Origin of the sequence: Stieleria sedimenti, assembly GCF_025060895.1 — a bacterium.
Taxonomy (GTDB): domain Bacteria; phylum Planctomycetota; class Planctomycetia; order Pirellulales; family Pirellulaceae; genus Stieleria; species Stieleria sedimenti.
In genome coordinates this window covers 1-13,971 of the sequence record NZ_JANZKV010000214.1, presented here as the reverse complement: position 1 = coordinate 13,971, position 13,971 = coordinate 1, and the positions used below count along the sequence as shown (strand labels likewise).

Genomic DNA, 13,971 nt, shown 5'->3' with positions numbered 1-13,971 from the left:
TCGAAGGCCTCCGCCGAGAAAAGCTGGTCCGCAACTGAGAGCGGTCTAAGCTGCCATGCCAGCATGCTGCGTGAGCAAGTGGCGTGTGATCGCTGTGCCTCGTTCCAAGGCTCCGCCGTGGAACGCGTTGGTTGTGTGGCTCTCGCCAAACGCGGTTTGCGGTTTGAAGGTGTTAGCGGCGCGAGCCGTCCGGTCGCGTTTCAGAAACACCTCGTTTGGCGTCAAGGTAGATGCATTGCAAGCAAGCTGGAAGCTTACGCCACCTTTGGGGCGGGCCGGTCGGCCTGGGGGACGCAAGCTGGAAGCTTACGCCACTTTTGGGCAGGCCGGGCGGCCTGGGGGACGCAAGCTGGAAGCTTACGCCACGTGGGCCGGCCGCGTCGTTAGCGGCTGCTACTGGAGCTTCGTCGGCTGACGCGTTCGCCGCGTTTGCTCAGGAACTGCGTCGCTTCCTCGGCCACTAGAACGGTTTCGCCCGAGCGGATTTCGGTTCGGAAACGGTGGTGCCCTTCGCTTTCGGCTTCGGCGATCACACGGATGCGAATCTCTTCGCCGGGGCGGATCGTTTCGATCGGATCCAGCAACACTTGGCCGGTCAGGACTTGCCCCGAGTGGCCTTCGATGCGACGCGGTTCGATGCCGTTGCTGAACTGTGCGATCGCACGGACGCCGTTGGCTTGGCGGCTGCCGCGATTCTTGATCACGATTTCGTAGACGACTTCTGAGCCGACCGGTGCCGGAGCGGCGGGGTCTTGCAGGGTCATCACAAGGTCGGCGATCGATTCGACCTGGGTGTCCAGGGCGACGGCCGTCTTGCCCGCGGCACTGCCGTTGGCGGTGAAATCGAAGGTCTGTTTTCCGGGCGATACCATGGTGCACGAGAATTCATAATCACGTGACGCACCCGGCGGCAGCGATTCGATTTCCCAGGTCAGCTTGGTACCCTGTTTTCGCGCGATGTCGATTCCACCTTGATAGTGGATTCCCGGCGGCAGTCCCAGGCTGGCGGTGACGTTTTTGCACGTCGCCTTGCCCTTGTTGCTGATTTGCAGGTGGTAGATCGCTTCGGTGTTTTGGTACTTCGCTTCAGGGCCGGCGAGGACGGCTTCCAGTTCGGCGGCCGAAACAGAAATGGTCTTTTCGGCTTGTGCCTTCAGTCCCAGGTCACCGGCAGCGAGGCCGTGGATTTTCAAGTCGCCGAGGTCTTGGGCCGTCAGCTCGACTTCGAACTGGGCCTCTTTGCCGCTGGGGATGTCACCGATTCGCTGTGTTTGCGGCGTCGATGAATTGGGTGACAAGGTGAACACGACGTTGGGTGCCAGGCCGTCGCCGGGGTTGAGCACGCGGACCTTGTAGGTTTGCGATTCGCCGTAGACGACTTCCTCGGGGCCTTCGATCAACAGGTCCAGCAGGGGCTCGCGGACGTGGACCTTTGCGACGCTGGTCTGGGGCGTCAGGGTCCAGTCGACATCCAATCGATGGGTACCGCTTTGGCGGGCTTGCAGCCGCAGAAACAGTTTTTCGGTCTTGCCGGCGGGCAGCGTGTCGAGGGTCCAGACCAAGCGGTCGCCCGCTTCCATGCCCTGGTTGTCGATGTCGCCACGGGTTGTGCTTTGCCCCTTGATGTCTGCCCAATCGGGAACGACGACGCGGATCATCAATCCTTCGGCGTCGATCGAACCGCGGTTCTCGACACGAATTTCAAACTCGTGCGTTTGCCGAATGATCACGCTGGACGGGCCGTGGGTGACGACGCGCAGTCCCGGTAGTTCCGAGGCGACTGCGGTTTGTCCGGCGAGAAGCTGGTTCGCTGTCGCATCGCTGGCGGTCGGTCGGGGCTGCGACGGAGCTTGGAACGGTTGATCGGTTGCCACGGCGGATGCGGACGGCGGAGCGGGCTGCGGCGGTGCAGGTTGCCGCGGCGCGGCCTGTGGCGGTGCGGAGACAGGCTTGCCGTACGGTGCCGGCATGGATGCCATGGGAGCACCTAGGTGGCTGCCGCCGGGGCGCGTCTGTGATGGTGGGATCGTCGGGGTTTCGTTCCGATCGGGCCCGACGGAGATCGCCGGTTGCTGAGCAAGCTGCGGGACCGCGTTGGGTTGCGGGGCGGCAATCGGTGCAGCTCGACGCTGTGCCGTGCCATACGGTGCAGTGTTCTGCTGCGGAGGCGTCGGGTAGGGATAGTGCCCGTAGATGTATGGGTTTTGTGAGATCGGTTGCGTCGGGGCATACGGCTGAACCGTCATCGGTGCGGTCGGGATCGTCGTCGGCGCAGTGGGGATCGCCTTCGGTGCGGCTGCAGTTTGGGCACTGGCGGTCACGCCGGAGCCGATCGGTGCGGCCGCAGGGCCGAACGGCTGGTGTGCCGGGTTCAAGGCCGCGTGGGGTTGGGGGCGCGGTTGGAACGAAGAGGCCGGCGGCCCGATGCGATGTCCGACAACGGATCCCGTCGTCCCGAACTGGGGTGCTGCGGGAACCGGCATGGAGGGCGCGGCCAGTTGCGGCGTTGCCGGTTGGGCCGGCGCCGATGGGGTCGGCGACAGTGGCACCGGCTGTGGTTGGGGCGAGGCCGCCAGTTCCGCCGCTGGTGTCGTCTGCTCCGGCGTCGTCAATGTCTCGGGTTTGGCAGTCACGGGTTTGACAGCCGGCGCGGTCAGCGCTGGGGCGGCTTCGGTTTCCGGTGCGGACGCGATGTCGGCCGGTTCGGGCTGCGTCGGCATCGGTGCATCGGCCAATGGGGTTGCGGCGCTGGTCTCGCGTTGCGTTGCGGCAGCGATTTCCGCCTCTGCAGCGACGTCAGTCCGGGCAGCGACGTCAGTCCGGGCGGTCGGCGCCGTTTGGGGTGCGGAGTGTGCTGGGTTCGCGGCGATCATCGCCTCGCTTTCTTGTGACGGTGCGGCGGGGGCGGCACTCGTGCCAGTTCCGAGCTCGGCGGATTCAGGCAACGTCGCAAGTTGCGTCGGCTGCGGTGCTGGCTGGGACACCGGTTGCGATTTGGGTTGCGGATTTAACGCGACGTCGGCAGCGGGAGTCTTTCTGGGCGGCGTGGTCTGACGCGCGGGCTCGACGGGCGCCGGTGCAGGCGTGACCGGTTTGGCTTCGGTCTTGGCGAGCGCGGGTTTCGTGGTCGCTGGTTGCGGGTTGGGTTTGGGGGCCGGCTTGGGCTGCGATTCTGGCGTGGTCTCTGTCGGGACGTCACGTTTGGCGACTTTCGGCACCAAGGTTTTATTTGCAACGCTCGATTTTTGGGCTGCGGCGATTTCGGAGGCGTCCAGGGTGGGGACGTCACGGCGACCGGATCGTCGGCTGCTCGAGAGGATCGACAACGCGGCGTTGTCGTCGCGTTGGACTCGGCTGGGGGCGGCCTGGGCCGGAGCGGTCCGGCGGCTTGTCGGGGCCGCAGCCAGAGCCGGGGGCTGAGGAATCGCCGGGCTCATCCGCGGAGTGGCATTGGTCGGTGAAGGCGTCGAGGGCCTCGTCGAGAGTTGCGATGGGCCGGCGAATCGCGTTTCATTGGGACGCGGATCGCGAATCGGCGTTGGGCCCTTGGAGGGCGAGTTCGATCGCGCTTGATGGTAGGGAATGCCTTGCCAGTCGACCGTCGGGGCTGGGGTTTCGACCGGACGCGCTGCGTTGTCGGTGCCACCGGGGCGTGTTCCAAAGATGTCGCTCAGGATGCCCTTGGACTGAACCGCTTGATGATTCGAGGTTCGGGGTGCAGGCCGCGCCTGAGTGCTCGTCTTGCTCGCGGCTGTTCGTTGGTTGACACCGAACAGGCTGGGAATCAGCGACAGGCTGCGATTCGGGTCGACTTTCGCAGCCGTCGGCTGCTTACCGACGACTTGCCGGATCGGTTCTTGTTGGCCGATGGGACGCAAACCCAGCGCGTTGCGAATCGGCGACGTCGCATTTCGTGACGTGTTTTCCGGAGCCGACTCCCGCGCGGAAGTGGCTCGCGCGGCCGCTCGACGGGACGCGTCACCGGGAGTCGCCGCCGTGACGGGACTGGCAACCAGTAGCGTGGCGAGCGAGTAGAGAGCGAATGATTTGATGTGTCCGCGCAGCATGCGTCCATCTCGTGAAGTGCGTAAAGAGAGCTTGTCATTCACGGTATCGGAATCGCCGCCGAAACAATTGAGTAGAATTTGACGGTTGTGCGGAATGTCTGGCGGCCGTTGCTGTTTCACGCCGCTGCTGTTTCACGCCGCGACCGCACTTCACGCCCTCCCTTTCCCGTTTCCTCACGTCAAACACACTCCCATGAAACTCCGCCCTTGGTCTCTCTCGATTCGATCGCTCACGCTCTGCACAGGTTTCCTGATGACGACTGTTCTTTCTGTCCCAGCCAGCGCCGAGACCGTTGATGTTTGGTTCGGAACCTCGACGTCGCGACGGGGACCCAGCAAGGGGATCTATCATGGGAAATTCGATACCGACAGCGGCAAGCTGACCGACGTGGAACTGGCGGCTGAAATCGGCAGTCCGGGGTTTTTGGCGAAACACCCCAGTGGCAAAATGCTTTACGCCGCCGCCAGCGATGGCGGGACACCATCGATCGTCGCCTACGGAATTGAAGGTGGCGGCGGAGAGGCCACGCTGGTCAAAGTCAGCAGCGTGCCGATCGGAGACGGCGGTGCGGCACATGTTTCGGTCAGCCGCGATGGCAAGGTCGTCTTGTCGGCGCAGTACGGGGCTGGCTCGACCGCGTGCTTTTCGCTCGACGATTCGGGCAGTCTGGTCAAACGAACCGATCTGCAAAAACACCCGATCGGCTCCGGCGTGGTCCCGAACCGTCAAGACACCGCTCACGCCCACTGGACGGGAACCTCACCGGACGATCGCTTCGCCTTTGTTCCCGACCTGGGGTTGGACAAGGTCGTCATCTACAAGCTGGATACAAACAACGCCACCTTGCAGCCGCACGGTTACGGCATCTGTCCTCCCGGCAGTGGGCCACGGCACATGAAGTTCCATCCGAATGAAAAGACGATCTACGTGCTCAACGAGTTGGCACTCTCGGTCACGGTGTTCGATTACGACGCGCAGGCCGGGACGATGTCACCGATCCAGACGATCGAAACGCTCAGCGAAGCGGTCAAGGCGAAAGAGGTCTTCAACAGTTCGTCGGAAATTCGCGTGCACCCCAGCGGCAAGTTTGTCTACGCGGCCAATCGCGGCAACGACACGATCACGGTTTATTCCGTTGACGCATCGACGGGCAAGTTACGCCTGGTCGAAGTGGAACCGATTCGCGGCGCGTGGCCACGCAACTTTAATTTGGATCCGACGGGCAAGTGGGTGTTGGCCGCCGGTCAAGCTTCCAACACGGTCGCGATTTTTAAGATCAACCAAGACACCGGCGAGTTGCAGTTCACCCGAGATGCGGTCTATGTCCCCAGTTCGATTTGCGTGTTGTTTTAGGGGGCATGGGAGCGTTCGCATCGGCGTGGCAAGACGATGGGGGCAAAACGATGGGGGCAAAACGATGGGGACGGGACGATGGGGACGGGCTTGCGCGGTTCGGATTGATCGGGCCGCCCACTCGCGGTGGCATTGAGTTCGTCGCGACGGCACGCCGAATGCATCGTTTCATTACAATTGAGATCCGAGATGGAAACGATGCGTCCCGTGATAGCTGGGACGCTGTCGCTTGGCATCCCGGTTGATGACGGTTGTGTCTCTTGAAATCTGTCTGCTTGCGTGAAGGCCGTGCCACCAAGTGCTTGAAACGAGGGGTGATTTTTGTTTTCTAAACCGTCCTTCGTCGTTTCGTTTGCCTTCTTCTTGATCGCTGTTCCTGTGGCATCGCAGGCAGGGATGCCGAGTATGCTGCCGTCGGACCTGGAAACGCGTTGGGTCCAGTCGTACGAAACGAAATTGCGGCTCGAATCGATCTCTTTCTTTTTGGTGGGACTGCTCGCGTCAATTTTGGCGGTCAAATTTCTCTGGAACTCGCTGGCGTCTAGCGTCCCCAGCTTGCCGCGTCTCGATTTTGTGCGTGCGTTTGCGGTCGTCGCGTTATGGGGATTAGTCTTTACACTGGTGCTGACCATGATCTCTGGAGCCCGCGAGTTGTTGACGCCGGGCGCTTGGAAGCAGAACGGATTCACCTATGAATTGGACAGCGGAGCGGACCCGTCCGGATCCCCGACCTCGCTCGATCAAGGTTCACCATGAACGAACCCGATCCGTTGCCATCTGACAAGTCCGATGACCTGCCGAAGCCGAGATTTCCGGTTCGCTGGATCGGCAGTTTGGTGGGGACGCTGTTGTTGGTGTTGCTGTGTGGATTCCAAATGGGCCGGACATTGCTGTTCGGGTGGATCGGTTTCGCTCGACGCGTCTTGCCGGCCATGGAAGTGAACTGGCCCTTGATCCTGATCGGTTCGGGTTCCTTGGTGGGAATCATCTTGCTGGTGCACCATCTTGGGACCTGGTTTTGCAGAGAACGCTCGCAAACGGCAAGCCAGAATGTTTGGCGATTGCGTGCGAGCATTTCGCTGAGTCTGCTGATCGCCGTGATGTTTTGCGCCGGATTGAGCGCGGTGGGGATCACGCATCAGGTTGCGTGGTTGATTCGCTCGCCAAACGATTGGATGGTGCAAAGAATTGTCAGGTGGTCGTCTCTCGTGGACGATTTTGGTCTTCAGAATCAGCTGCGGAAATTGGATCTGGGGATCCTGAACTATGCGACGCGTCGCGAGCAGCTGCCGTTTGCATCCGAGGGCGAGGAAGAGGTGCCGAGGAGTTGGCCGAGTCGCATTGTGGGAACGATGTATTCGAATCGCAAGGTCTACCAAGTCACCAGTTTACCGTGGGACGACGAGCAAAACCGGGACTATTTCTCACGCGTCTTTCCAGACCTGCTGAATCCGACCCTCGAAAACGCACCCCAGCGTGACGACGCAGGTTATGCCCTGAGTCATTTCGAGGCCAATGAAAATATGCGTGCGTTCAGCTATCAGGAGTACGAGAGCAACACGTCCAACATCATCATGATCGGTGAGGTCCGCAGTCAATTTCAACCTTGGGGCAAGCCCGGCACCTATCGAAGTTTGGAGTTGGGATTGAACCGGCACCCCAACGGATTCGGTGGCCCGCCGTCACGTGACAGCGTCATGTTTTTAATGATGGACGGATCGGTGCGGACGATCAGCGACACGGTCGACCCCGAGGTGCTTCGATCACTGAGCGGTGCCAAGCGGTAGCATCGAGCGATGCTGCATTCCGTTTCTCATAGGGCTGTTCCGAGATGGGGTGCCATCGGCGTTCTCACTGCGGCCAAGTGTACGTCATTTAAGTCGAAACACGTGTGGGAGAACGGGTGTCAAGCGAAATCGAATCCTGGTCGAGAGTCGTCATCTTCCAGTCTGTTGTTTCGCGTTAAGTAGTCTCGCAACACGTCCTCGGTGTAGCGTGGGTCGTTGTTGAGATCACCTTGCGAGTGTACTTGGTAAGCGGTGAAGTTGGGCATTTGTGACTGAAGATGCAAGAAAAAGTCACGGCAAACCGGATCTGTGCAACTATGGGCCAAATGCAGTTTTTGATCCAGCAGGTAAACGTGGTCACCGGTAACTGAAAAATTCACAAATGGCACGGCGTCTACCGGGGAGAGCTTGTCTAAATAGTGGTAGCGATACCGCAACGACTTGTACCAGCACGTGCGAAACGATTTGTATTTCGTAACAGGGCGGTGAACCTCTTGATAGTGTGATCGAACGTGTCTCAACCAATGTTGTCCATAGTCCTGTTCCAGGTAACGAGAGATCTGACTTTGAAGCACGATCAGCAGATCTTGCCCGCTACGGAGGTATTGTTCCGCAAGTTTCTCGATCTGTCGACTGACCGATCGAAGCTCGTGTCCGCTCTTCAGTCGCGTATCGTCGATAATCGATTGTCGGACAATTTTTTGCGGCACTGCCATGTCGGCCTGCAACGTTCTGTACAAGGTGTTTCCCTGGCTCCACTCATTGATACGATTCGGTTCCGTGAGGTCTGTCGGGTCAACAACCACGCTTTGTTGGTTGCGATTGTTCCATGCGTGTCGGGAGCGATACTCCGTGTAAGATTGGAACAGTTGCCGACGTCGAATGCTTGCTTGCTCGTCTGCAAGCGTGATGAACGCATTTCGATAACCTGCATCCTCGCGATCGTCTATCTGATCGGCCAAGTACCGGAAGTAGATTTCTTGCTCTAGGCTTCGTTGCTGGGCGCAAAAGCTGCGAATTCCGTGTTCACTCGCGGGCACCGTTATTACGGGATAATTCCTGCAGTAGGGCGAACAAGGTGGCAACAGGGATCGGGCGATCTGCGCAATCACATTCATTAATTGTGGATCTTCCATCGTGCAGGATCCTGAATGGTTGGGGAGGAGGGCAACGCAATTGCCGTGCACGCAACAAGCCAAGGAGTCTCGGCTCGGACGGATCGCTCAGGAGGTGGGACAAGGGTGGGAGGGCAATCAGAGAGATCATTTCACCGGATGGGTGAAAGTCAAGGAATTCAGCAATCGCCTGAAACGCGAAGAATCGGCGGACAGATTTTGAAACGAGCCGCGTGGATTTCCCTCGGATTTTACAGTTTTTTGGAGAATAGGCTGAAAAAAAAGATTTTTCACGCCATTTCTCAACCGCAGCGGTCTCACGTTGCAACAGGGTCATAGCGAACGAAATATGTTCGTTCATGAACAAATTCCACATCTCAGAAAAGGTGAATCCGATGAGGCCTCCATTTCACGCCCGTACAGCGCCAGGCACGACGGTCATATTCGTTTTCCTCTCAATAGATTCATCGCAGTTTCTTTCAGATGAAATTGTTAGGTGAACTCCCCGACGGAGCACCCGTCACAACCGGCAGCCCTACTCGAGAAGGCTGTTCTGTCAGTTGGCGAGAGCAGTAGCGATCCATTTTTCTCAGAACGAGTAATGTGAAAAGGGAGCTGATCGTTGATGCGACTTCGCGTTCGTCTGACATAGGACCGTACGTAATGAAACCCAAAGTAGTCGACACCGCACGTGGGACGGCCAAAGAGAGATCCAATACTTCACAACTCGATTTGAAAAAGGTCTATGTAGATTGTCAGCCTGTTTTCTTTAACGTGCTCGCCAAATTATCGCGTGATGGTTTTGCGACACCGCCTTCGGACGCGTTCGATCACATCAATGAATTCTTGGTTTCAGAGTGGCCTGGAATCGCTGAGCGATTTGATGCGACGAAGGGGACGATCAAGGCGTATGTCTACGGTGCTTTCCTGCGCTTTGCACGGCGACGAATCGCGAGACAAAAGCGATGGTCTCATAGTTTGGTGAGCGTTAACGACCTGGTTCGAATGCAAGGACCGTCGCAAGAAGCCATTGAGTCGGCGATTGAACAAGAAGACGAAGTCTTGACCAGTGACTTCTTGAAGCAGTTGCCGAAACTGCACCAAGCGATTTTTACCGAGTATGTGCAGTCAGCGAACGCGGACGAACGGACCCTCGCGAAGGCGTACGGATTGACGCGTTATCAACTACGTGAACTTTTGGTCGAATCCATTGGCCGTATTTCCGTCGCATTCGGACAGCAAGATCAATTTCCCGCAGATCACTGGGCCGTTTTGCATTCCCTCTGGTCGGACTTGCTCACCCCCGCCGAAACGGCCGCAAAGTTTGGTTTGTCGACGGACGTTGTCCGGGAAATACGCGATCGTCATGGTACGCGTTTATTGGCGAATCTACGAAAGTTGCGCACAAGAAAAAGATCAACAAATTGGAATCATACGATGGACACTTCAACGGCCGGTTTTCTCAAACACGTCTTTCTCTCTCCAGGTGAAGAAGTCTTGTTGGATCAACTCCATGATCGTTACCGAGAAGTCTCGCAGCTTCTTTCGCTCGAGGAGGTCACCTTCACCGATCAGGAGCTGAAGGTGTTACAGGACAATCCGCAGTGGGTCGCCAAGGTGTACGGCGCGATCAGCGGTGATTCTCCATTGTCGCCAGAAGAACAGGAGGTGGACGATGCCATTGGGATCGCATCGGCAGAAGACGATTCTGCCATCGTGGATGCGATCCTGAATTACCTGCTGCCGAATTTGCCTGATTCGTTGACCAATTGGAGTACTCGATTTGTCGATGGTGCCGATATCGATCGAGCAAAGGATGAGTGGGATGACTTTGTCGGTGAGGCGTCGTTAAGCGAATCGAAAACGAACGCATGGCCCTTTGTCGGCGACTTGCTTGCCAACGGATTGAATCCATTCATGTTATTTGAAAGCATCCATTCCATCGCGCAACTTGCCGAGCGTCTAATCAAAGTTCCCATCGATTTTAAGGGAAGTTCCGACGTTGAGATTTCATTCGCGAAACTCGTCGATTCTTTACTTGAACAGAGAGAGCATGGAGGGTTGCGCGAAGTGCAGATCCAAGTTAAGGGTGAATCGATTCCCGGAGTCACATCTCCAGTGATACCCACGGACTTGCTCGTTCGTGAAATATCACAGTACGTCGGATGTTCGGCAGGATTCGCTCACAGCCTATTGAATTGGGTCATCGATTGCGCGCAACTCACACCGAGGTTGTTTCTCGGTTTCGAGACCGAAATCGCGGGACAGAATGGGGTCAGGTTGCGACTGGAGGAGGGAGGAAAAAACGAATCGGTGCAAGATTTGTACGTTCGCCTGACACCGCAACCACGGGGAGTCGAGCCTGCGGTTGTCTTTGCGGATTGACGCATCGGTTGAATTGACGGGCATGTTGCTACGAGTTGCCCGAAGCTATTCGGAGCAGCATTCCCAATGCTCGGCCCCGTCAATTCAGCCATAGGGATAGACTTTGATCTCTTTGGGCTTCAATCTTTTTACAGGCTTGAACTCCACGCGAGTTCGTTCAATTACCTCCACCGACCAGAACACCTGACCACGGTTGTCTGCGAATAGCCGGTGTAGTAACAACGTGTTCTTCGGAAACGCTCTTTTCGGAAACTTGCCACGGATTGATTTCCATTCAAGTGGCACTCGGTCGGCTTGGGTCGTCGTACCGCATCGTGTTTCCAGGACACGGTTTGATTCTGGCACGGGCGGCACAAATCGGTGTACCAGCGGCACGTGTAGGTGCCCGGTCATGACCACGGAGATGCGATGATCCGCCAAGAAATGACTGAGTGCCTGGTGTGACGCAGATTTCATGCTCAGCGTCTTGCCCCGGCATTGATACGAATGATGGATTAACATCACCCGGATTTCGTCTGCGCAGCGACCCAGATCGTCTAGCAACTTATCAGCGACCATCAATTGACTCTGAAACGCGCCTCGAGCCATGGCCCGGTTTAAGCTATGAGGGGAAATGTCTGCATCAGAGTCGATGCGGACAAAGCGAATGAGTCGCCCGTCAGGAAGCGGACGCGTTTGACTGACATCAGGCAGCCCGGAAAAGTAAATGTTGACGGCTCCGTTTGGATTCCCCAACATCCAACCATTACCCGGCCATTGGTCGTGATTTCCTGCGATGCCTAAGTCACGCCATGTCGACGCATGCAAGCCGATGTGGTTCCCAATCGGTGGCAGCAGCTGCGTCGCTAAATAGTCATCGGCGAGGTCGAATTGGTCAGGCCTGCCGCAACTGGTCACGTCACCGGTAAAGATCACTTCGGCGTTCTCGCGGCGGCGCATAGACGCGACATAGCGGGAAAGCTGTACGAGTGACTTGTGACTGTGACCAAGTAGGCCATCAAAGATTGACACGTTGGCCCACATCTTGTTCAACCCCGCCGGAACGACCTGTGCACCGGTTCGTGGATCGATTGACGCGAAGTGAAGGTCAGAAATCTGTACAAATGTTGCTAGTCGCTTGCGCTGATCCACTTGAACTTGCCCCAAAACTAACCACGTTGTAAGCGAAGTTCCCTATTGTAACAAATTTCCCTTCCGGGTGGTGTCGGTGTAGCCTGGGGTGTTCGGGGTATAGCGCACGCTGTCTAGATTCCGTTCGGTCGACGTCGATCCATCGATCGGTTTGTTCGCCGTAGCGCATTTCGGGCCGCGGAAAACTACAGCAGTTTGGCAAACTGCTTGAAGGTCTTGGTGTTGGCGACGTCGGCTTTGGTCAGGCCTCCGCGGCGGGCTTGTTTGATGCCGTATTGCATCACGTCCAGACCGTCGATGGTGTGCGCGTCGGTGCTGATGACGATCGGGATGCCCAGCTTTTTTGCGGCGGCCAAGTGTACGTCGTTCAGGTCCAGGCGGGCCGGGTTGGCGTTGAGTTCCATCAACGTGCCATTGGCGGCGGCGGCTTTCATCACCGCATCCATGTCGACGTCATAGGGTGGGCGTCGATTGATCAGGCGGCCGGTCGGGTGGGCGATGCAGTCGACGTGTTCGTTTTCGATCGCGCCGAGAATCCGTTCGGTGATTTTCTCGCGCGGTTGACGTTGTCCATAGTGGACGCTGGCCAACACCCAATCGGCTTCGGCCAGGACATCGTCGGGTAAATCCATGCCGCCGGATTCCAGGATGTCGCATTCGATACCCTTCAGAATTACCAATTTCCCTTCGTACTCCGGACGGATTTCATCGATCATCGCCCACTGGTCGCGCAGGCGATCGGCGTCCAGCCCCATCGCCATTGTCACACGTTTGCTGTGGTCGGTGATCGCGATGTACTTCAGTCCCCGCGCGATCGCGGCGTCGGCCATTTCGCGGATCGTGTTCTGGCCATCGGTTGCCGTGGTGTGCATGTGCAAGTCGCCGCGGATGTCGTCTTGCGTGATCAGTTCGGGGAGCTCTCCGGCGGCGGCCTGTTTGAATTCGTTGCGGTCCTCGCGCAGTTCCGGGGCGATCCACGGCAGACCGATCGCGGCGTAGACGTCCTGTTCGGTGGCACCGGCGATTTGGGTTTCATCGTCGACGCGGAACACGCCGTACTCGTTGATTTTCAATCCCTTGTCTTTGGCGATCCGCCGCGTGTGCACGTTGTGGGCTTGCGATCCGGTGAAGTACTGCAGGGCCGCGCCGAACTGGTTGGCATCGACGCATCGCATGTCGACTTGGAACGCTTTGCCGACGCGGATTGAGATTTTGGTGTCGCCGCGGGCGATCGTTTGTGATCGGTCGCCGTAGGCTTCCAAGTGATCCATCGCCGCGTCGCGATCGGAGGCGACGACCAACAGGTCCAGGTCGCCAATGGTTTCGCGTCCGCGTCGATAGGATCCGGCCCACTGCATCGTTTCGATCGCCTGGCAGGATTCCATGTGCCGGCCGATCGATTTGGCCAACGCGTCGCCCTCGGCCCAGCGGATTCGCTCGGCGGCTTGTTCGGCAATCGACAAGCCGTCCAAGATAGCTTGGGCCGTCTTTTCGCCGAAGCCCTTGATCTTGGCGACCGAGCCGGATTCGCAAGCGGCGCGAAGATCGGCAAGCGAATCGATGTCGAGTTCCTTCTGCAGCTTGGCGGCTTTCTTGGCACCCAAACCCGGCACCCGCGCCATTTGGATCAGGACCTCGGGGACCTCTTCCCGGAGCTTTTCCAGTTGTGGCAGCGAGCCGGTTTTCAGCAGCGTTTCGGTTTTTTCGGCGAGCGTTTTGCCGATGCCGGCCAGGTCGCTTAACTTTCGATTCGGGTCGGCGACGATGTCGGTCACCGATTCGTCCAGGTCGCGGATGGCTTTGGCGCCTTGCGAGTACGCTCGGATGCGAAACGGGTTTTCGCCTTTGAATTCAAGCAGTTCCGCGAGTTCATCAAAAACATTCGCGATGGTGGCATTGTCCATCGTTGCGTGACCTTCCGCTGGAGGGGAGATGATTTGGAATCGCGTGACCGCAGCACGTCGGGGCGTCAAATCAAAACGTTAGCGGATGTCCTCGGCCGGATCGAGCGGGTGCGCGCGACAAACGCCCCGTGCCGCAACCGGTGGGAACTGCGTCCAGGGATTCAGCAACCGTTGGTGTTCAGCCTTGAGGCGATTCCCGGTCGCTGCATCGCAGCGACAGTGGGCGGC

9 protein-coding genes are annotated in these 13,971 nt (G+C 58.2%); 4 read left to right on the top strand and 5 right to left on the bottom strand.

From position 1 onward, the window contains the following. Positions 1–383: 383 nt before the first annotated feature. Positions 384–4,187, bottom strand: a complete 3,804-nt coding sequence (locus NZK35_RS34780) for a hypothetical protein (protein ID WP_259635484.1) — start codon at positions 4,185–4,187, stop codon at positions 384–386. A gap of 133 nt (positions 4,188–4,320) precedes the next feature. Between NZK35_RS34780 and NZK35_RS26220 the strand changes: the two genes are divergently transcribed. From NZK35_RS26220 to NZK35_RS26210, 3 genes are all read left to right on the top strand, one after another. After that, positions 4,321–5,421: a lactonase family protein gene (locus tag NZK35_RS26220; RefSeq protein ID WP_259635483.1), complete on the top strand. Its 1,101-nt coding sequence runs from the start codon at positions 4,321–4,323 to the stop codon at positions 5,419–5,421. A gap of 321 nt (positions 5,422–5,742) precedes the next feature. Next, the gene (locus NZK35_RS26215) at positions 5,743–6,177 is read left to right on the top strand and encodes a hypothetical protein (protein ID WP_259635482.1); all 435 of its coding nucleotides are present in this window, start codon (positions 5,743–5,745) and stop codon (positions 6,175–6,177) included. Continuing rightward, a complete protein-coding gene (locus NZK35_RS26210; protein ID WP_259635481.1) occupies positions 6,174–7,208 on the top strand; it encodes a DUF1559 domain-containing protein in 1,035 nt (344 codons plus the stop codon). Before NZK35_RS26215 ends, NZK35_RS26210 begins: the two co-directional genes overlap by 4 nt. Before the next feature lie 119 nt (positions 7,209–7,327). Here NZK35_RS26210 and NZK35_RS26205 read toward each other — a convergent pair whose 3' ends face one another. Together NZK35_RS26205 and NZK35_RS26200 are read right to left on the bottom strand one after the other, a co-directional pair. Beyond that, a complete protein-coding gene (locus tag NZK35_RS26205) occupies positions 7,328–8,248 on the bottom strand; it encodes a hypothetical protein (RefSeq protein WP_259635480.1) in 921 nt (306 codons plus the stop codon). Beyond that, positions 8,235–8,684 carry a hypothetical protein gene (locus NZK35_RS26200; RefSeq protein ID WP_259635479.1) on the bottom strand — a complete coding sequence of 150 codons (450 nt, stop codon included), beginning with the start codon at positions 8,682–8,684 and terminating at the stop codon, positions 8,235–8,237. The genes NZK35_RS26205 and NZK35_RS26200 overlap by 14 nt, the downstream gene beginning before the upstream one ends. Before the next feature lie 809 nt (positions 8,685–9,493). On the opposite strand from NZK35_RS26200, the gene NZK35_RS26195 reads away from it, so the two are divergent. Next, the gene (locus tag NZK35_RS26195; RefSeq protein ID WP_259635478.1) at positions 9,494–10,708 is read left to right on the top strand and encodes a hypothetical protein; all 1,215 of its coding nucleotides are present in this window, start codon (positions 9,494–9,496) and stop codon (positions 10,706–10,708) included. Positions 10,709–10,792: 84 nt separating this feature from the next. Here the strand turns inward: NZK35_RS26195 and NZK35_RS26190 are convergent, their stop codons facing one another. Then, positions 10,793–11,839 carry a metallophosphoesterase family protein gene (locus tag NZK35_RS26190; RefSeq protein WP_259635477.1) on the bottom strand — a complete coding sequence of 349 codons (1,047 nt, stop codon included), beginning with the start codon at positions 11,837–11,839 and terminating at the stop codon, positions 10,793–10,795. Between the two features lie 185 nt (positions 11,840–12,024). Continuing rightward, complete coding sequence (gene polX, locus NZK35_RS26185; RefSeq protein WP_259635476.1) at positions 12,025–13,743, bottom strand: DNA polymerase/3'-5' exonuclease PolX; 1,719 nt, start codon at positions 13,741–13,743, stop codon at positions 12,025–12,027. Positions 13,744–13,971 lie beyond the last annotated feature (228 nt).

Excerpts from the sequence above, each read along its gene's own strand:
- NZK35_RS26220 (WP_259635483.1), top strand. The coding sequence starts at position 4,321 with ATGACGACTGTTCTTTCTGTCCCAGCCAGCGCCGAGACCGTTGATGTT.
- NZK35_RS26210 (WP_259635481.1), top strand. The coding sequence starts at position 6,174 with ATGAACGAACCCGATCCGTTGCCATCTGACAAGTCCGATGACCTGCCG.
- NZK35_RS26200 (WP_259635479.1), bottom strand. The coding sequence starts at position 8,684 with ATGAACGAACATATTTCGTTCGCTATGACCCTGTTGCAACGTGAGACC.
- polX (WP_259635476.1), bottom strand. The coding sequence starts at position 13,743 with ATGGACAATGCCACCATCGCGAATGTTTTTGATGAACTCGCGGAACTG.